Genomic DNA, 18,075 nt, shown 5'->3' with positions numbered 1-18,075 from the left:
GGGTTCTTGGCAAAATGATAGGACATAAAATGGAAGCGGCAAACTCCTGGGGTGTCAATGAACGGTGCTGTTTCGCCGTGCCGGGGGCAAGTGGCCCGGAGAAACACGATCTTGCCCGGCGTGCTCCAGATCAAAGCAGATGTGAGCAGGAAGTCTGCTTGCCAGAATGCCCAGAGAAACTCTGCAGCGGGCAATTCAAATATCCTGTTTTGACCAAGGCGCGTTTGTGAACAATCAGCGCCAGGACCATGTTCCGGCTCAAATAAATATCTTTATTGGTATTTTCATCGGTATTTTGCCGCAAAGTGCACTCAATATACACCGCATGATTGACGAGATGCACAGCAGGGCCTGTTTTTTGCGGGCGGCGCGCGCTTGGCTCGGAGAAGAGCAAGAGGCGACGGCGCGCGCGAGTGGCGTATCCTCTAACACTTTGGACATGGCGGAAAAGGCGCAAATCTGTTCGGAACGCACATGGCAAATTCTGGAGGGCTACTATGGCTCAAGAGGCTTGACCGTATTTGAACTGGCCGATGGCCGTCTCGTTCTGTCTGTCGAAATGATATAATTTAGCCATACCCAATGAAGCGTCTCCTTTGCAGGCAGCTTGCATTGCGCTCAAAAACGCCGAGGCGCGGGGTGCGCGCTGATTGAGGAGCGCCAAGAAAAAACACCCCGGCCCACCATAGGATTGCATCGCCGGCCGTGCTAACCGGCGATGCTGTCTTGAGCGCGGGTTGGAGGCTATTACGCGATATCGTCTTCGGAAGTCAGGAACGAGCTTGTGCTCAGGTCTGATGCTGTCACTCCGGAGATGGTCAGGGTTCCCTCTTCCCCGTCCATCATGTAGGTGAAGGACGCTCCGTCTTCCGTGTCAGTCAGCGCAGCCAAGGCCGCGTCAACACCCGATGCCGTGGTGGTATCGCCGTTTTCATCGACATAGGTAAACGTGGCATCGTTCAGAACGATGGTCTCTGCAGCGGGATCGAAGTCCGTGATGATATCGTTTCCGGTCGATAGCACGAATGTGTCGTCGTTCCGCCCTCCAGCGAGCGTGTCATCCCCGGCACCGCCGTCAACCAGATCGATCCCGCCGCCACCCCTGAGGTCGTCATTGCCAAGGCCGCCATAAAGCAAGTCATCTGAGCCGTTGCCGATTACCAGATCATCGCCTTCATCTCCGTAGATCGTGTCCTGTCCGCCTCCGCCGCGCAACTCGTCATTGCCGGAGCCGCCGGAAATCCAGTCATCTCCAGAATCGGTGTACACAAAATCATCACCGCCAAGGGCTTCCACCGTGTCGGCCGAGTCGGTGGTGCGGATTTCGTCATCACTTTCTGTTCCGATGTAGGTGTTGGTGTCCTCGTCGACCGTGATTCCCTCCTCATCCGGGTCATCTTCGACGGCAATTGTGACATCCTGGGTTACTGTCACTTCAACGCCTCTTTTGTTTTCAAAGCTTGCGGTGATGATGACGTCATAGGATCCGTCGGCGTCGCTGTCGGCCGGGTTTTCATAGTCGAGTCCGTCGGCGAGGCTGACGATGCCATTGGCGTCGATGGTGAACAGATCGGCATCGGCACCCGATAGTGAGTAGACGACTTCAGAGTCCGCCCCGGCATTTTGCAGGATCTGGCTGGCTCGAGAAAACTGGAACAGTTCTCCGGATGTATTTTCAGTAATAACGACCGCATCTGCGGGAAGTGCACGTGAAATTGCCATTTTACTCTCCAGAAACGTTTGCAAAAACGTCCCACGCACCCTGCCTTGGCACAGGACATGATCGAGAAACTCTGGGTTTCTCTGTTTTTATTAGAGTTCATTAAGAATAAAATATAAATATACTTATAATTAAATATTATTAATGAATTAATTTATGAAATTTTTCAGTAGTTTAAATATATATTGTTATTTATTGTAAATATGAAAATGCCAATGTTTTTTTCTATCTGTTGTTGCTTTGTTGGATTTTAAACCAGACCTGCCGCTCGAGTAATGAATTTTTGTGCAAAGGAGATAAGCTTAAGCTCATATCATTTGTAATGTAATGTTATTATATTTTCGCATTGTATTCCGAGCGAGAGCAAGTCTTTTGGAGGCGAGGTGTATTGAAACCAGGTGACATTGAGGGGGGCGATCCGACGTTGCCTCTGGCAAAACAAACGACAGCTTTTGTGGCAGCTGCAACGGCAAGGATGACAAGCCCGCAATGAACACATGCCAGGAGAGATGATGGGATTTGGCACGGCCATAGTGATAGGGCAGTCGGGCGGTATCGGCGAAGCACTATATCGCCAGCTTGAGGGCAGCGGGCTCTGGCAGCGGGTGGTTGGTTTGAGCAGGGCGACGACACCCGTTTTGGACTTGAAGGATGAGCGGGCGATCGAAGCGTGTGCCGCTTATTGTCAGAAAATTTCGGGTGACATCCAGCTCGTGATCGATGCCACAGGCGTTTTGAGCTGGGAGGGGCATCAGCCGGAAAAGAGCTGGCGGCAACTGGACCCGAAGGAAATGCAAAACGCATTTTTGGTCAACGCGATTGGGCCGGGCCTCCTCATGAAGCACTTTCTGCCGCTCCTGCCGAAGGATCGAAAGTCGGTTTTTGCCACGCTCTCGGCCCGTGTCGGCTCGATTGAGGACAATCACACCGGCGGCTGGTACAGCTACAGGGCTTCAAAGGCTGCACTGAACCAGCTGGTGCGCACTGCGTCGATCGAGTTGAGGCGCAAAAACAGACAAGCCATTTGCGTGGCCCTTCACCCTGGAACAGTCGACACGCCGCTCTCTGGACAATTTGCCAAAACGGGGCTTGAGGTTCAGTCGCCTGGCCGGTCCGCCGCGCGGTTGCTTGGTGTCATCGAACGCTTGCGTGCTGAAGACAACGGTTGTTTTTTTGATCACATGGGCAAAAGAATTCCATGGTAAGATGGCTAAGCCTTGTCACTCCATAAGCGCGACAGGTCGAAAGCATGTACATCGCGCAGCAGATCCACGAAGCCCTCCGCCGCGTGATCCAGTGAGGCCTTTCCCTTTTCGGCGGTTGCTGCCCGCGCATTTCCGAGCGCGCCGGTTTCGTTCAGGTCTTGCGCTTTCCAGCCGAATTGCTGTTTGCCGTGCGCCCTTAGATATTTGAACTCCTCGATGAAGTCCTGCTGTGCCGAAGTGAAGTCGCGGGCGAGATCCGTCCGGACAAGGTCTGGATGAAGATGCAGCATGATCGATGTTTCGATGTCCCCGCCGTGAATGCCGTAGGTGAACTCTTTTTCCGGAAAGAGGTTTTCCGGTTGTCCGAACCGGAGCCAGGATGTGGCAACAACCAGCATGTCGTGGGCATTGCGCAGTTCGAGTGCAACGGTATCGAGGACGGGACCATTTCCGCCATGGGCATTGATCAGAACCAGTTTGCGCACCCCGGCGCGCGCGACGCTTTCACCAATCTCGATCCAAGCCTTCGTGACAGTCTCCCAGGAAAGGGTCAGTGTACCCGGTGAGGAGATATGCTCGTTTGACTTGCCGATCTGCTGGAGGGGAAGAAAGGTTGCCGGTATATCCTCAGGCAACAATTCGAGCGTTCTGCGGATCTGACCTTCTGCGATGGCCGAATCCGTGAAGACCGGGAGATGGGGTCCATGCTGTTCGATTGCCGCGACCGGGAGAACCGCAATCCAGTCTCGGACAGATGGGTCCTGAAAGTCGACTGTGGTCATTTCGTGCCAATGGCGTTTTGGGAACATGATATCCGGTCCGGTCTCTTCAATGTGCTGTGACACTATCCGGTTTATACGCAATTGGTCATGTGTTTCATGGGGGAGGGCGAATGTTCACCGGTTTTGCCTATGCCTGAATTCCTCTTGAAGTCCCTTGCTGGGGGAATTGTCATTCGACTAGTTTGAGGCCGATGCGATCATTGGCGTGAAGGATGCACGTCTCCAACTTTCGGTACAGACATGCAAGCTGTTCACGCGCGCCGGGCCGTTGCGGCGATTTTCTTCATGATGGGAACTTTTCTTGGTGTTTGGGCTTCGCGTATTCCCGACATCAAGCAGCGGCTGGACCTTGATGAAGCCGGCTTTGGTCTGATCCTTCTCGTAATGGCGATAGGCGCATTTGTGTCATTCCCGATCGCAGGGCATCTGATTGACCGGCGCGGGGCGGCCATGGTGACAAAAGCGTGTTCCTTTGCACTGCTTGCCTTTTTTGTTCTGCTGGGGTTCGGCGCAACCCTCTGGTTCATGGTGCCGGTTGTGTTGATGACCGGGTTCTTTATCGGAGCCCTTGATGTGGCGATGAATGGCTGGGGCGCTGAAGTCGAAAAGGAACTCGGGCGTCCGGTGATGTCGTCGTACCATGGGCTCTATAGCCTCGGAGCGGGTGTTGGCGCAGGCGCTGGGGCGCTGGCCATCTGGTTCGGCTTTTCCGTCCCGCAACACTTTGCCGGTTGGGGGGCTATTGTCGGCGTCCTGCCGATTCTGGCACTGCTTGTTCCATGGAGCTTTGAACCGGAGCCAAAGCAGACTGGCGGGAAAGCCCCGCTGCTTGCCATCCCGACAGGGGCCTTGCTTTATGTAGGACTGATTGCTCTGGTCGCGGCGTTGGGGGAAGGGGCGATCACGGACTGGGCTGCACTTTACCAGATTACCGAGCTTGGATACGAAACCTCGGTTTCGGCAGTTGCTTTCTCGGTCTTTTCCGCGGCAATGGTGGTGATGCGCTTGCTGGGAGACCGGATCATCGCGCGGTTCGGAGCGGTTGAAGTCGCGCGCGCCAGCGGATGCGCCGCCGTCATTGGCGGGCTCCTTCTGGTGTCGGGTCTATCGGTCTGGATCGTTTGGCTGGGCTGCGCGATCATGGGGCTAGGATACGCCACACTGTTTCCGCTGGCCATGTCGCGAGCGGCTGCGGACACGACCCGCTCCCGGGGCGCTGCCCTGGCTGCCGTTGCAACGCTTGGCTATGGTGCTTTCCTTTTCGGGCCACCCGTTCTTGGTTTTATTGGCGATGCGTTTTCCTTGCGAACATCGTTCCTGCTGGTGGCGATCCTATCGCTTCTTATTCCGGTCCTAGCCGGTTTCATGCGGCCGGGACGGTCGTGACCCTGCCGCATGGACAGATGGCTTGATAATCTAGACGGCTTCCAGAGCGCGTTTGGCAGCCTCGCCATGTTCTTTTCGCAAACGCTCCACATCAACCGTCACCGGCTGCCCGTCCGTGACCGTCCAGTCGCCGTGGATCATCACGCGGTCAGCATGATGTGCGCCGCACAAAACAAGTGCTGCCAACGGATCTCCCGAACCCGAAAACCGAAGGTCATCAAGCGTGTAAAATGCAAGGTCGGCCATCATGCCTGTCCTGATGGCACCAATGTCATTGCGGCCCAGGCACCTGGCCGATCCTTCCGTCCCCCATCGGAATGCATCGAGATGGGTTACACTGGCCGGATCGTAGGTGAGCCGGTTGAGCATCAGCGCGTGGCGGACGCCTTCCATGAGGTTTGAGTTGTCGTTTGACGCGGATCCGTCGACGCCGAGGCCGACGGAACAGCCGGCCGCTTCCAGTTCTTTTGTCCGGCACTGTCCGGATCCGAGCACCATGTTGGACGTGGGGCAGTGGCAGATGCCGACACAGGCGTGGCCAAGGCGCCTGACTTCATCGTCATTGAAGTGAATGCCATGCGCCAGCCATGTGCGGTTCGTCAGCCAGCCACAGTCTTCCAGATAGTCCACCGGGCGGCGGCCAAGCTTTTCGAGGCAGAAACTGTCTTCGTCATGGGTTTCTCCGAGATGCGTGTGAAGCTGGCAATCGTGACTTTCAGCCAATTCCGCCGTTTGCCGCATCAGAGATGAGGTAACCGAAAAGGGTGAGCACGGCGCAAGCGCAACCTGCAACTTCGAACCCTTTCTGCGGTCATGGTAGCGCGACAGCACACGTTCACAGTCAGCCAGAATGGTGTCTTCATCCTGAACAACAGCGTCCGGTGGCAAACCGCCGTCTTTTTGGCTGAGGTTCATCGAGCCGCGGGTCACGGTCATGCGCAATCCGACGCGTTCGGCTTCCTCTGCCTGAATGTCAATCGCGTTTTCCAGACCTTCGGGAAAGACATAATGATGGTCTGATGCGGTGGTGCAGCCCGAAAGCATCAATTCTGTCAGGGCAAGCCGTGTTGCAACACGAAACGCATCGGGTGTCAGAACCTTGGCCCAGACCGGGTAAAGGGCCCTCAGCCAGGGAAACAGCTCCTTGTTGATCGCATCGGGGTGGGCTCGGGTGAGGGTCTGGTAGAAGTGATGGTGTGTGTTGACGAGACCGGGCGTGATGACATGCCTCGACGCGTCGAACGTTTGCTCGACCGGAAGCATCGGCTTCTTGCCGGACGGGACGAGCTCCACAATGATACCGTCTTCGACAACAATACCGCTCCCGGCATGTTCGGCGAGAATGGCGATCGGGTCCTTGATCCACAAACGCATGGGTGGGTCCTTGTCTGGACCTGCGGGCTTGATAGCGTTCCGTAAAATGGAGCACCCGAGTTCCGCGCAGGATGGGATTGGTGCACGGTGTCAGAAAAAACATTAAATTCTTAAATTTTGTCTATGTCAGGACCGCGATAGCACGGTTGTCTACGCATCTACTATGGCCACTCGCAATCCGGAGTTCATTCGGTCCGCAACCGCGATGCGTGAAACCGTGTGCAGATTACCCGGCTTCACAATTTGTTTTCACCGGGTCTGTACTGTCATTCGTCGGTTAAATAGCACGGCTAATGTTCCGCACATTGAAAGCGGGCCAGGCCGCTTGTCTGGCGGATTGGGGAATGGGGGCCTCATCTATGGCATTCAACTACAAGAAGAGCGTGACCTTCCGTCTCGTTCAGGCTGCAAAGGCGCAACGGGCCCGGTCCGGGGCCCATCTGATGCGAATTGGCCTGCATCCGGGCCAGGAACTCGTATTGAAAGTGTTGGCCGATGCGGATGGCCGGACCATGAGCCAGCTGGCTTTGGCGTTGGGCGTCCAGCCTCCGACGGTTACCAAGATGGTGACGCGGTTGTCGGCGCAAGGGTATGTGCGCCGTCAGGTCTCGGACTCCGATGGCCGTTTGGCCCGGGTTCATTTGACAGAAACCGGACGTGCACTGGTCGAGAATGTCGACAAGGCCTGGAAACGGCTTGAGCGTGAGGCAATGGCCGGTCTGGACGACAAGGACCGCAAAAAGCTGCGCAAGCTCCTGCGTCAAGTGGAAAAAAACCTGTCCATATCGCTGGACGATGATCCGGAACACGAGAGCGATATGGAACCTGACGGGGACGAAACGGCACGCAAGGACGGACCGGTTATCCTCGCCACAGCCTGAGAGCTGTCCAGCTTGTGATGCCGCCACCCTGGTTCAAAGACCAGTGGTGACGGCACGAAGTGCAAGTCCAAGGAGGGCGGTCAGGATGACCACGGTGGCAACTCCGCGCCGAGCCCAAAACACAAGCGCTGTTGCAACGCATGCAATCGCGACAAGGCCCGGGTCCGCACTCTCAATGCGGGGGTAGACAATCGTCGCGGGGCCTGCCGAAAACTCCCTGATATCCTTGAACAGCACATTCAGAGCGAACCAGACCGCAAGATTGAGAATGGTTCCGGTCACTGCGGCGGTGATCCCGGTCAGGGCAGCAGTCAGATGTTGATTGCCGCGCAGCTTTTCCATCCAGGGAGCCCCGGCCAGGACAAGCATGAAACTGGGTACGAACGTGACCCATGTCGTCATGAAGGCAGCAAGCAGACCGCCGGTCAGCGGTGAAAACGGCTCCGGCTGCCGCCACCCGGCCAGAAAACCGACGAATTGCGTAACCAGAATAAGCGGTCCGGGTGTGGTTTCGGCAAGCCCGAGGCCATCCAGCATTTCGCCTGCGGTCAGCCAATTCTTGGTTTCAACTGCAACCTGCGCCATGTAACTCAGCAGGGCATAAGCGCCACCAAAACTGACGGCTGCCAGTGTGGCAAAGAAGCTGGCGATGTCGATCAGGATGTGATCGGGCGTCAAGGCCCAGGCCGCGAAGACCGCTGGTGCTGCCCACAAGATCAAGCCGATGGCGAGTGCTCGCAGTGTTCGATAAACGGATGGTGAGGGAGTGATGTTTTGCCCCTCCGGGTTGGGTGGACCGGTCTTGCCAAACACCATTCCGGCAAACGCGGCGAGCACAATGACGATCGGGAAGGGTATTGAAAATAAAAACAATGCAACAAACGATGCGAGAGATATGCCCCAGGCTAGTGCGTTTTTGAGAGCTTTTTGAGCCACTTTGAAAAGGGCCTGCAAGACAACTGCGAGGACACCGGCCTTGATGCCGTAAAACAGGGCATCAATGACGCCAACGCTTCCAAAACGTGCGTAGATCCAGCTCACAAATGCCATGGCGACCGCGCCCGGCAGGATAAACAGCAACCCACTGATCAATCCGCCCCAGCTGCGTCCCGCGATCCAGCCGCAATAGGTGGCAAGTTGCTGGGCCTCCGGACCGGGGAGCAGCATGCAATAATTCAGGGCGTGCAGAAACCGGTCCTCGGAAAGCCATTTCCGGCGCTCGACAAATTCCTGATGCATCATCGAGATCTGAGCCGCAGGGCCACCGAAGGAAAAGATGCCGACTTTCAGGGACGTTTTGAAAAGCTCGTCCAATGGCGGGTCAGTGTCTGTGCCGCCGGTTCCCTGTTTCTGAAAATCCGGGTTCTCTTTTGTCAGCATGGTGCCTTTGCCTGTTCAGTCCCGGCGATTGGTACGCAAGCCTGATGAAAATGCCAAGACAATGCATCCTGTGGCGCTTCAAATTGAACAAGGGCCCTGCCGTTCTTATCTGATACTTATCGAGTTGTTCATCAAACCTGTGAGAATTGAAATGGCTCACAATACCATTGACGAAGACCGCGGAGCGCGGCGCGCAGAAGATTTGAAAAAGCGGTTTCGCAAGGTCTCAAACCGTTCGTTTGGACGGCCGGGGCTTAGTCAGGTGCCGCGGAACGCGCCGCGACGCTCTGCGCAAGACAATATTCTGAAGCATGTGGCAGCTTTTGCAGTGGTTGCCTTTGTGATCGTCGCGGTCGTGCACGGCATGGCGTAGATTGATCGGCTGGAAGAAACCTGTGTTGCGGGCCAATGATCAGAGTAGAAAAGGATACCCGCCTTCCAGTTTTAGAAGAGCGATCTTTGTGTCGAGGCCGCCGCTGCCGGAATAGCCTCCAAGTCCGGTTGCGGACAAGACACGGTGGCAGGGAATTACAATCGGGATTGGGTTGGCCCCGCAGGCGCGGCCCACCGGCTGACCGAAGGTTTTCAAGTTGGCTGCGATCTGTCCGTAGGTTCGTGTTTCTCCATAAGGTATTTCCGACATGGCCTTGAAGACGGCTTGATTGAAGTCCGAGCCGTCTGGTGCCAGTGGTAGATCGAACCTTTTCAGTTCGCCAGCAAAATAGGCTTCGAGTTGTCCGGCTGCCTCCCGCAGCAGGGGCGTTCCAGCTACTTCCTGCACGCCGGCCCCCCAGGACAGCCGGGAAATGCGTCCTCTTTCCTCCATGATCGTAACCGTTCCAACGATTGTATCGAGCGAAATGCTTGGCACGCTGCCTCCGGCGAATCCATTGTGATAATTGTTTAGCTGATCGCGGCGTCCGGAAAAACACCTTCCCCAACGTGTTGCTTTAAGTTGACGTAACGGACTTTCTCAAGCCTTATAGAGTTGTTTGGATCAGTGGTTTTACGGCCACGGTTTAAAGGGGACTTTGTGATGGCGTTAAACAGACGCGCTTTTGTTGCTGCGGCCCTCGGATCGTGTGCGGCTCTTGCGGCGCCTGGATTGTTGACCGGGCGTGCTTCGGCCAGCTCCTATTTCAATGGCGTTACCCAAGACAATGGTTTCCGGTACCGGCAAACGAATTTCGAGAAGATTGATCCCGTTTGGCGGCGGCAGATGGTGAAATATTTCAGCTCCGAACCGCCCGGGTCCATCGTCGTCGACACAAACAATCACTTTCTCTACGTTGTATGGGAAAACAATACTGCGCTTCGTTATGGTGTGGGCGTCGGTCGCGAAGGCTTCAAGTGGTATGGCAGGGCCCGCGTTGACCGGAAGGCTCTCTGGCCCAGGTGGGTGCCGCCTCCCGAGATGCTGAAGCGCCAGCCTGACTTGCCGAGGTTGGTCGAAGGCGGAGCCGCAAACAATCCGCTCGGACCACGTGCCATGTATCTATACCGGGACGGTGTGGACACGGGCTACCGCCTTCACGGAACATTGGAGCCGTGGAGCATCGGGCAGGACGTTTCGAGTGGCTGTATCCGGATGTTCCCTGAAGACATTATTGACCTTTATCAGCGAGCACCGAAAGGGACGCGGGTGCTGGTGCTGGAGCATTTGGGGACAAGCGCAGGGTAAGCGCCGAAGGCAATCAATCGGGGGACTGAGTGATATCAAGTGCATTTTTGGAAAGCGCGGGCAAATGGGCCGTTCTGGCCACCGCGCTGGTCGTTGCTGGCTGTAACAGTACTGGAAACGTGTCGACACCGGATGTAACCAATGCCACCGCTTTGGGATTCGTCGACATGAAGCCGGGATCCGAAGAAGACTTCATGTTGAACGTTGGCCGGCGGATCTATTTCGACAAGGGGTCGGCGCAGATCTCCGAAGAAGCCCAGATGACGATTGTCCGGCAGGCTGACTGGCTCAAGGACAACAAGAAGTGGCTGGTCAAGGTTCAGGGGCATGCGGACGAACCGGGCGGAGAAGCAGCAAACAAGGCGCTGTCGACACGCCGTGCGGATGCTGTCATGAACGCCTTGGCGGCTCAGGGCGTTGACCGCAGACGCATGTGGGCGAAAGGATATGGCATCGAGCGGCCTGTCACCGATTGCGATGACATCACTTGCCAATCGCAAAATCGCCGCGTCGTGGTCAATTTGCGCGAAGAATTCGACGAATCGGCTCCACAGAGGTAAGAGGAACATTCTGCTGATTCGCGGCGGGCCTTTCCAAGGCCCGTCCTCTTTTTGTTTTGTTGCCCTGATCCCGGGCGCCGAGTTCGTTATATGAGTGACAAAGACTCCGGTTCGAAAACCAAACCCAGTCCCGGACTGCCCCCAATGCACGTTGAGGACGGCAGGGGGGAACCGGAAAAAACGGAAATGCTTTCCGCCAAGCCGGGCAAGCGGCTAACCCTTGGACATATTGCAGATCATTTGGGGCTGTCGACGGCGACTGTTTCCCTTGCCTTGCGGGACAGCCCTCTGGTTGCCGAGGATACCAGGGCCAAGGTCAAGCAGACTGCCGAGGAAATCGGCTATATCTACAATCGCTCTGCCGCGTCTTTGCGAACCGCACGCAGCCAGATCGTGGGCGTTGCGGTTCACGATATTCTTAATCCGTATTTTGCCGAGGTCTTTTCCGCACTTGAGGATGTTCTGGAAGAGCAGGGGCAGATGATTTTCATTTGCAACCATCGCGACGATGTCAAACGCCAGCGGGCATTCGTCAACACGCTGCTCCAGCATAGGGCGGACGGGTTGATCCTGTGTCCGTCGGTCGGGACAACCGCCGAGGAAATCAATCGGTTGGTCGGGCAGGGAATTCCCGTCACCCTGATGGCGCGGGAAATTTCCGGAGTATGGGCTCCCTGTGTGCACGGCGATGACCTGACCGGCGGCTATCTTGCAACAAAACACCTGATTTCCCAAGGGCATTCACGGATCGGGATGGTGGGGGGGCGCCGAACCAGCTCAACTGGCCGGGATCGCCATGCGGGCTGGAAGAAGGCGTTGACGGAAGCCGGAATCGACCCGGCCGCGCAGTTGGATCTGCCGGAGTTGATGACACAGGCCCACGGGCGGGCAGCCGTCCCCGAAATCCTGTCGGCTGAACACCGTCCGACAGCAATCATGGGGTTCAACGACCTTGTTGCTTTCGGGATCATGACGGCGTTACGCCGGGCTGGCATTGAGCCTGGCCCCGAAATGGCGCTTACCGGTTACGATGACATTGACGGTGCCGACAGCAGGACGCCGGCTTTGACAAGTGTTTGCAATCACGCGGACAAGATCGGCAGGTTGGCTGCCCTGACCCTGTTGCGGCAGGTGGCAGGCGAACGCGTTCCGTACAAGCCAATCCTGATCGAGCCGGAACTGCGGGTTCGGGAAAGTTCGCCGTCTCCGGGTGTCCGCCTTGCGCAAGAGATCTGATTTCAAAAAGGGCGGCCGGTTGGCCGCCCTCTGGTTGATTGGACACTCAGCCCTTATCGCGGCTCGTTGGCAAGGCCCTTGATGATCGCGTAACATGCCATCAGCAGGACGATGGTAAACGGAAATCCGGTTGAAACCGACATGGCCTGAAGTGCGCCGAGGCCGCCTCCAAGCAAGAGCGCGATCGCAACCAGACCTTCAAACGTGCACCAGAAAACGCGCTGGGAAACCGGCGCGTCAACCTTGCCGCCTGCGGTGATCGTATCGATGACGAGGGATCCGGAGTCGGACGACGTCACGAAGAACACGATGACCAGGATCACGGCTATGATGGACGTGATTTTTGCGAAAGGCAGATCCGCGAGCATGCCGAACAGGGACAGCTCCGGGCTGTAGCTCTCGATCACGTATTGGTGGACCTGGCTGCCGGTTTGGGTCAGGACCTGATTGATGGCCGTGTCGCCGAACGCGGTCATCCAGATGACCGACACGATCGTCGGAACGATCAGTACGCAGATGATGAATTCGCGTACGGTCCGCCCACGGCTAACCCGCGCGATAAACATTCCGACAAAGGGTGACCAGGAAATCCACCATGCCCAGTAGAACGATGTCCATCCTTGGCGGAAGCCGTCATCTGCGCGGCCAAACGGCATGGACAATGGTACAATGCTCTTCATGTAGGCTGCGACATTTCCGAAAAAGCCCGAGATCAAATCCGCTGTCGGTCCTGCGGCAATTACAAAAACCAACAATAGAGCCGCGATCAACATATTGATTTCTGACAGGACTTTCACCCCGCCATCCAGACCGCGGATGACCGATATCAGGGCGACAACGGTAATACCGAGAATCAGAACCACCTGGGTCGTGTTGTTCACCGGGATGCCAAACACGAAATCGAGGCCAGCATTGGCTTGCTGGGCTCCGAAACCCAAGGAAGTCGCCAAGCCAAACAAGGTCGCAAACACAGCCAGGATATCAATGACATGCCCCGGCCACCCCCAAGTCCGTTCTCCGAAAATCGGATAGAAAACGGAGCGCATCGTCAGCGGCAAGCCCTTGTTGAAGGAAAAAAGCGCCAAGGCCAGCGCCACGATCGCGTAGATCGCCCAGGGATGCAGACCCCAATGATAGATGGTCGCAGCCATTCCCATCGCCCGCGCGGCGTCGACATTTGCCGGGATCAGATTGCCATCCGCATCAAATGGTGACGGAACACCGAGCGGAGACGAGAAAGCCATGTGGTAGACTGGTTCGAGAACGCCAAAAAACATAAGGCCAATGCCCATGCCCGCAGCGAAAAGCATTGCTAACCAGCCAAAATAGGAATAGTCGGGCGTCGCTTCCTTGCCTCCGATTCGCACTCTGCCGTATGGCGAGACGATCAGAAACAGGCAAAGCAGTACAAAAATGTTGCCGGAAATGATGAAGAACCAGTCAAGGTTCCCGGTCAGCCACTTCCGGAGACCGTCGAAAAGCGGTCCGACATCGGTCTGGAAGGCGAGTGTGAGGAATACAAACGCCACAATGGCCAAGCCTGAGACCAGGAATACCGGATTGTGGATGTCAAGGTTAAACGGTCCGACCGATGTCTCGATGTTGTCCTGACCGATCTCGTAATCCGTGTCGATAATATCCGAGGCGCCTTCCGGCTCTCGAATACCTGCATTATTAGTTTCATTTGTTGTGTCATCGCTCATTGGAGCTGTCCCCTCTGAATACTTGCTGCTGCAGGCCCGTTCGGTTACTGCTCCCGGACGAGAAACACCGAGGCATTGGTGTGAGTTGCTATGGTTCCACCATGCGAGGGCCAAATGTGGTCAGCAACATTCGGGATGTGGGACGCCATGACGACGACATCGGCGCCGGTGTCTTTGATCGCCCTGATCAGGTGGTTGTTGAGATCTACTGCAGGGTCATGTGTGACCACAGTTCGCGCTTCGGCGGAAATCCCGTACTTTGTCGCTTGCTGCTGTGCAAAATCGTCAAGTCTTTTTGCAAATTCGTCAGGGTTGTGGGCCAAGGGGCCCGGTGTCGAAGCTGTTACCGCGACGAAGACAATTGGCGCATTATGTTGTGCTGCGAGACCTGCGGCGGCCTCTACGGCTTTTGTCAGTTTGTTTGCATGGGCCAGGTCAATAGGCACCATTATTTTGTGAAACACCCGTTTCTCCCCATTGGTTGGTATTTTCCGTTGTTCGATTGGCGACTCCCGTGGATGCGAGTGGAGCTGGCCGTCATGCGGCTGCACACAGTCAATTGGTTTTTTACGTTTGAATCCTCGCGCATCGCATGGAGCCCGGCTGTCGCATGTGCGTTCCCATATAATGATATTGCGACAAAATGCCTCTGAACTAAGGTTGAGCAGCAATGCAGGCTTACCAAGCGAAACACTTGCGTGCAGGCATGTCAAATGATGACTTTTAAAGGAAGGCAGTTGGAAATGAGCGAATTGAGATTGTTGGGGATTTCGGGCTCTTTGAGAAAGGGATCGTACAATACCAAGCTGGTGAAGGAAGCTGCCCGCTGTTTCGGGCCCTGCGCGTTCAGTTTGGGTAACCTCAGAATGCCGTTGTACGATGGGGATCTTGAAGATGCGGAAGGCATGCCCGAAGCGGCGGTTGCGTTGTACGAGGAAATCACGATTGCGGACGCTGTTGTCATTTCCACGCCTGAATACAACAAGAATCTGCCGGGTGTCCTGAAGAACGCGCTTGATTGGGTCAGCCGCAAGAGCCCAATGCCGTTCGACGGCAAACCGGTTGCAATTCTGTCGGCGGCCGGTTGGACCGGCGGGGCCCGGGCCCAGTTTTCCTTGCGCCATTGCCTGACACCGTTCAATCCTCACATCCTGCAAGGGCCAGAAGTGCTCATTGCCGGACCTGCAAAAGCGTTTGATGACGAGGGCCGTCTCGCCAACGAGCAAAGCGTCGCGTTCTTGACGCAATTGATGGTTCAGCTTCGCTCGGCGGCAGAACATCGGCTTTCCCTCCGCACAGAAAACGCCTGAATAAACTTGGGGCTTGCTGATTTTGGCGGAACTGGAGAAATTAGCTCATACAACCGCTTCTTTCAGGGCCTTTCCATGAAACACCCGATCATTGTCATTCCGAACCCGATCCGGCCTGTCCTAGAAGAAAAGCTGGAAAGCCGGTTTCCGCTCGTTCGGCCATTTAAAAGCGCCGAACCGGGCGGAGTAACGTTGCCGAAAGTTATATCGGGCGCTGCGATCAATGGTATCGGCGTGGACGAGCGGTTTCTCGATACCTATCCAGATCTAGAAATTGTTGCGAATTTCGGGGTTGGCTACGACAATGTCGACGTCTCTGCCTGCGCGCGCAGGGGGATTGTTGTCACCAATACGCCCGATGTCCTGACTGAAGAAGTTGCCGATACGACGATTGCGCTTTTGTTGATGACAATCCGGCGGCTGAGCAAGGCCGAGCAATGGCTTCGCAGCGGAAACTGGAAAGCCCACGGGCCTTTTGAATACACACCCCTAACCTTGCGTGGCCGCCGTCTCGGGATTTTCGGGCTGGGCCGGATTGGAAAGGCAATTGCGCACCGCGCCAAAGCCTTCGGTCTGGAGATACACTATCATGGCCGTCACAAGCAGGAGGGTATTGGTTTTCCGTTTCATGACACGCTTGAGTCTCTCGCCGGGGCTTGTGACACGCTGGTGATCGCGGCACCGGGCGGACCGGAAACGCATCACGCCATAGACATGAAAGTTCTCGAGGCACTCGGCCCGGACGGAGTAGTCATCAATATTGGCCGAGGGCCGACGGTGGATGAAGCGGCTTTGGCCACTGCATTGAAGGCTGGAACAATCGCCGCCGCAGGTCTTGATGTCTTTGAACACGAACCGCACGTACACCCCGGCCTGCTGGATCTCGACAATGTCGTGCTTCTGCCGCATGTCGGCTCCGCATCAGTGCATACACGCGACGCGATGGCGTCTCTGGTTGCGGACAATCTGATCAGCTGGTTTGAAACAGGACGGGCACTGACCCCGGTGACGGAAACGCCCAACAAGGCCTAGCCGATTGTCCATTTCACCGAGCGTTTGCAGTCAACAACTGCAAAAAGACTGGCTTGAGAGCAAAAATTGAATGCATCAGATTTACCGGGACAAGCTCCAGTGACTTGTTTCTACTGAATGGATGGATAAAGGCGTTTCAGTTTTTTGCATGCATCCTCGGCCGTGTAGCGCTTATTTGGACGTGGCTTTTGATGAGTTCCGGCCTTTTGGCCATGTTGGTGCCTCCAGGGCCAGACTTTTCGCATCTGGGATGCGGCCGGCGAGGCACTGGGCGGAAAGGATAGCCATTTCGGATTCTGCCAAGGTGAGCCAGCCGTCATGTTTGGTCATGGGGGTGGTTCGAACCGCTGGATGGTACGGCGGGCCTCGGCAAGCGGATATGCCTCATACACAGAAGCGGACTTGTGTGTGCAAATTGCCTGGAAACAGCGACGAACTCCAGGCTCAGAGAATGAAAATGCGCCGGACATGCAGCTGGAGTGGGCTGCGCAATATGTGTCCGGCGCTTTGTTCAGGGGAGCGTTGGAGGAGGGAGGAAGGCCGGAGGAGGTAAGCGGCCTTGACGACCTGAACAATGATAATATTGCCGATATGGATATACCACAGGATTACATTGCGCTTAAAAAGCTGAAATACACCCATGATCGGTCTTATTGAGATCCGTCAACAGGCTGAATCTGCCGGTAAGCTCCCTGATCTGTAACTGATGCATGGGCGTGGATATAGCTCGAGAATGCCAAAGCGCATAGAACACCTATTGCAGCAAATAGCTTCGCAGTTTTTAACAGCATCTTATTGTGTCTCTAACATTAAATCATTCGTATTTATCGCGGTATATTCCAACTCAATTTCGGAATTGTGAGCAGTAGATTAAAACAAGGTAATGTATCTGTTTTTCAGTAGAAAACGTTTCTCGACGCCATTCGAGTATCGCCAAAGCTCCGGGTAGGGTAGGCGCAGGGCGCCAGTCAATCGACTTGCTGGCGGGTTTCTTGCCTGGAGGGGAAAACGGTCCAAATTATCGAGTGCCATGATCGCAAGTGACACTCCTGCTCAGGAAATCACCCATGCGTTCCAGTGCGCGCAAGATGTTTTCGGCCGAATTTGCATAGCTTAGCCGGATGTAGCCTTCGCCCAGAACGCCGAAATCCGGACCACCAATGACGGCGACGCCTGCATCTTCCAGAAGGGAGGCGGCGAGCGCCTTGGCTTTCCAGCCGGTGTCCTTGATGTTTGGAAAGGCGTAGAAAGCGCCGAGCGGAATACGGCAACTGATGCCGGGCAAGGCATTCAGGCCCTCCACCACGATGCGGCGCCGCTGATCAAACTCCGAGACCATCGCGCGAACGGCATCCTGCGGGCCCGTCAGGGCCGCAAGACCGGCATATTGGGCCGGCGCGTTGACGCAGGACCAGGCATTGACCGCAAGTTTGCGGGCCTTGTCCATCAAGCCGTCCGGCCAGACAGAATAGCCCATCCTCCAGCCGGTCATGGCATAGGTTTTGGACCATCCGTCAAGCAGAATCACACGGTCGCGGAGAGCCTCGAATTCGAGCAACGAGACATGCTCCATGCCGTCATAGGTCATCTGGGCATAGATCTCGTCGGAAAGCACAGCGACATCGGGAGAGGCTTCCAGCCCGGCCACCAGTTTTTCGATTTCAGCGCGCGGTGTCACACCCCCTGTCGGATTGGCAGGGGAGTTCAGGATGATCAGGCGGGTCTTGTCAGTGAGCAGCGAAAGGGTCTCTTCCGCCGAAAAGGCGAAGTCGTTTGCCTCCCGGATGGGAACCGGTATGGTGAAGGTTTTTCGATGCGGGCCGCG

Annotated in this window: 20 protein-coding genes; 12 read left to right on the top strand and 8 right to left on the bottom strand. The window is 55.9% G+C overall.

What is annotated here, in order from left to right:
• On the top strand, positions 1-230 hold a 230-nt coding region (locus E1297_RS49800), incomplete at its 5' end, for a hypothetical protein (RefSeq protein WP_209015748.1).
• A complete protein-coding gene (locus E1297_RS10805; RefSeq protein ID WP_155137881.1) occupies positions 227-568 on the top strand; it encodes a hypothetical protein in 342 nt (113 codons plus the stop codon). The genes E1297_RS49800 and E1297_RS10805, both read left to right, overlap by 4 nt.
• A gap of 179 nt (positions 569-747) precedes the next feature.
• On the opposite strand, the gene E1297_RS10800 is transcribed toward E1297_RS10805, so the two are convergent.
• A complete protein-coding gene (locus tag E1297_RS10800; protein ID WP_155137878.1) occupies positions 748-1,722 on the bottom strand; it encodes a calcium-binding protein in 975 nt (324 codons plus the stop codon).
• Positions 1,723-2,232: 510 nt separating this feature from the next.
• Here E1297_RS10800 and E1297_RS10795 point away from each other — a divergent pair.
• Entirely contained in the window at positions 2,233-2,925 is a 693-nt protein-coding gene (locus tag E1297_RS10795) for an SDR family NAD(P)-dependent oxidoreductase (RefSeq protein WP_244327718.1), read from the top strand.
• Between the two features lie 5 nt (positions 2,926-2,930).
• Here the strand turns inward: E1297_RS10795 and E1297_RS10790 are convergent, their stop codons facing one another.
• Entirely contained in the window at positions 2,931-3,734 is an 804-nt protein-coding gene (locus E1297_RS10790; RefSeq protein ID WP_155137874.1) for a creatininase family protein, read from the bottom strand.
• A gap of 213 nt (positions 3,735-3,947) precedes the next feature.
• Between E1297_RS10790 and E1297_RS10785 the strand changes: the two genes are divergently transcribed.
• Entirely contained in the window at positions 3,948-5,093 is a 1,146-nt protein-coding gene (locus E1297_RS10785; protein WP_155137872.1) for an MFS transporter, read from the top strand.
• A 30-nt stretch (positions 5,094-5,123) separates the two neighbouring features.
• Here the strand turns inward: E1297_RS10785 and E1297_RS10780 are convergent, their stop codons facing one another.
• Entirely contained in the window at positions 5,124-6,467 is a 1,344-nt protein-coding gene (locus E1297_RS10780) for an 8-oxoguanine deaminase (RefSeq protein ID WP_155137870.1), read from the bottom strand.
• A gap of 359 nt (positions 6,468-6,826) precedes the next feature.
• Between E1297_RS10780 and E1297_RS10775 the strand changes: the two genes are divergently transcribed.
• Entirely contained in the window at positions 6,827-7,348 is a 522-nt protein-coding gene (locus tag E1297_RS10775; protein WP_155137868.1) for a MarR family winged helix-turn-helix transcriptional regulator, read from the top strand.
• A 33-nt stretch (positions 7,349-7,381) separates the two neighbouring features.
• Here E1297_RS10775 and chrA read toward each other — a convergent pair whose 3' ends face one another.
• Positions 7,382-8,728: a chromate efflux transporter gene (gene chrA / locus E1297_RS10770; RefSeq protein ID WP_155137866.1), complete on the bottom strand. Its 1,347-nt coding sequence runs from the start codon at positions 8,726-8,728 to the stop codon at positions 7,382-7,384.
• A gap of 151 nt (positions 8,729-8,879) precedes the next feature.
• On the opposite strand from chrA, the gene E1297_RS10765 reads away from it, so the two are divergent.
• Positions 8,880-9,101, top strand: a complete 222-nt coding sequence (locus E1297_RS10765; protein ID WP_155137863.1) for a hypothetical protein — start codon at positions 8,880-8,882, stop codon at positions 9,099-9,101.
• Between the two features lie 39 nt (positions 9,102-9,140).
• Here E1297_RS10765 and E1297_RS10760 read toward each other — a convergent pair whose 3' ends face one another.
• Positions 9,141-9,599, bottom strand: coding sequence for a methylated-DNA--[protein]-cysteine S-methyltransferase (locus tag E1297_RS10760; protein WP_209015746.1), 459 nt, complete (start codon positions 9,597-9,599; stop codon positions 9,141-9,143).
• Positions 9,600-9,764: 165 nt separating this feature from the next.
• Between E1297_RS10760 and E1297_RS10755 the strand changes: the two genes are divergently transcribed.
• The 3 genes from E1297_RS10755 (at position 9,765) to E1297_RS10745 (ending at position 12,205) form a co-directional block, all read left to right on the top strand.
• Positions 9,765-10,409 (top strand): L,D-transpeptidase, encoded by a 645-nt coding sequence (locus tag E1297_RS10755; protein WP_155137860.1) that lies wholly within the window; start codon positions 9,765-9,767, stop codon positions 10,407-10,409.
• A 29-nt stretch (positions 10,410-10,438) separates the two neighbouring features.
• Positions 10,439-10,969, top strand: coding sequence for an OmpA family protein (locus E1297_RS10750; protein WP_368669520.1), 531 nt, complete (start codon positions 10,439-10,441; stop codon positions 10,967-10,969).
• A gap of 186 nt (positions 10,970-11,155) precedes the next feature.
• Complete coding sequence (locus tag E1297_RS10745) at positions 11,156-12,205, top strand: LacI family DNA-binding transcriptional regulator (RefSeq protein ID WP_155137885.1); 1,050 nt, start codon at positions 11,156-11,158, stop codon at positions 12,203-12,205.
• A gap of 53 nt (positions 12,206-12,258) precedes the next feature.
• Here E1297_RS10745 and E1297_RS10740 read toward each other — a convergent pair whose 3' ends face one another.
• Positions 12,259-13,908, bottom strand: coding sequence for a BCCT family transporter (locus tag E1297_RS10740; protein WP_155137857.1), 1,650 nt, complete (start codon positions 13,906-13,908; stop codon positions 12,259-12,261).
• A gap of 44 nt (positions 13,909-13,952) precedes the next feature.
• Complete coding sequence (locus E1297_RS10735; protein ID WP_368669519.1) at positions 13,953-14,372, bottom strand: universal stress protein; 420 nt, start codon at positions 14,370-14,372, stop codon at positions 13,953-13,955.
• Positions 14,373-14,651: 279 nt separating this feature from the next.
• On the opposite strand from E1297_RS10735, the gene E1297_RS10730 reads away from it, so the two are divergent.
• The 3 genes from E1297_RS10730 (at position 14,652) to E1297_RS10720 (ending at position 16,907) form a co-directional block, all read left to right on the top strand.
• Entirely contained in the window at positions 14,652-15,218 is a 567-nt protein-coding gene (locus E1297_RS10730) for an NADPH-dependent FMN reductase (RefSeq protein WP_155137854.1), read from the top strand.
• A gap of 75 nt (positions 15,219-15,293) precedes the next feature.
• The gene (locus E1297_RS10725) at positions 15,294-16,250 is read left to right on the top strand and encodes a 2-hydroxyacid dehydrogenase (RefSeq protein WP_155137852.1); all 957 of its coding nucleotides are present in this window, start codon (positions 15,294-15,296) and stop codon (positions 16,248-16,250) included.
• Positions 16,251-16,658: 408 nt separating this feature from the next.
• On the top strand, positions 16,659-16,907 hold the full coding sequence (locus E1297_RS10720; RefSeq protein WP_155137848.1) for a hypothetical protein: 249 nt from the start codon (positions 16,659-16,661) through the stop codon (positions 16,905-16,907).
• A gap of 361 nt (positions 16,908-17,268) precedes the next feature.
• On the opposite strand, the gene E1297_RS10715 is transcribed toward E1297_RS10720, so the two are convergent.
• Positions 17,269-18,075 (bottom strand): pyridoxal phosphate-dependent aminotransferase (locus E1297_RS10715; RefSeq protein ID WP_155137845.1); only part of this gene is annotated, 807 nt, incomplete at its 5' end.

This window comes from Roseibium sp. RKSG952, from assembly GCF_009711355.1.
This window is presented reverse-complemented; position numbering and strand designations above follow the sequence as displayed.

Bases quoted from the DNA above. Each gene is read 5' to 3' on its own strand.
- E1297_RS10800 (WP_155137878.1), bottom strand. From the start codon at position 1,722: ATGGCAATTTCACGTGCACTTCCCGCAGATGCGGTCGTTATTACTGAA.
- E1297_RS10795 (WP_244327718.1), top strand. From the start codon at position 2,233: ATGGGATTTGGCACGGCCATAGTGATAGGGCAGTCGGGCGGTATCGGC.
- E1297_RS10790 (WP_155137874.1), bottom strand. From the start codon at position 3,734: ATGTTCCCAAAACGCCATTGGCACGAAATGACCACAGTCGACTTTCAG.
- E1297_RS10785 (WP_155137872.1), top strand. From the start codon at position 3,948: ATGCAAGCTGTTCACGCGCGCCGGGCCGTTGCGGCGATTTTCTTCATG.
- E1297_RS10780 (WP_155137870.1), bottom strand. From the start codon at position 6,467: ATGCGTTTGTGGATCAAGGACCCGATCGCCATTCTCGCCGAACATGCC.
- E1297_RS10775 (WP_155137868.1), top strand. From the start codon at position 6,827: ATGGCATTCAACTACAAGAAGAGCGTGACCTTCCGTCTCGTTCAGGCT.
- chrA (WP_155137866.1), bottom strand. From the start codon at position 8,728: ATGCTGACAAAAGAGAACCCGGATTTTCAGAAACAGGGAACCGGCGGC.
- E1297_RS10765 (WP_155137863.1), top strand. From the start codon at position 8,880: ATGGCTCACAATACCATTGACGAAGACCGCGGAGCGCGGCGCGCAGAA.
- E1297_RS10755 (WP_155137860.1), top strand. From the start codon at position 9,765: ATGGCGTTAAACAGACGCGCTTTTGTTGCTGCGGCCCTCGGATCGTGT.
- E1297_RS10745 (WP_155137885.1), top strand. From the start codon at position 11,156: ATGCTTTCCGCCAAGCCGGGCAAGCGGCTAACCCTTGGACATATTGCA.
- E1297_RS10740 (WP_155137857.1), bottom strand. From the start codon at position 13,908: ATGAGCGATGACACAACAAATGAAACTAATAATGCAGGTATTCGAGAG.
- E1297_RS10730 (WP_155137854.1), top strand. From the start codon at position 14,652: ATGAGCGAATTGAGATTGTTGGGGATTTCGGGCTCTTTGAGAAAGGGA.
- E1297_RS10725 (WP_155137852.1), top strand. From the start codon at position 15,294: ATGAAACACCCGATCATTGTCATTCCGAACCCGATCCGGCCTGTCCTA.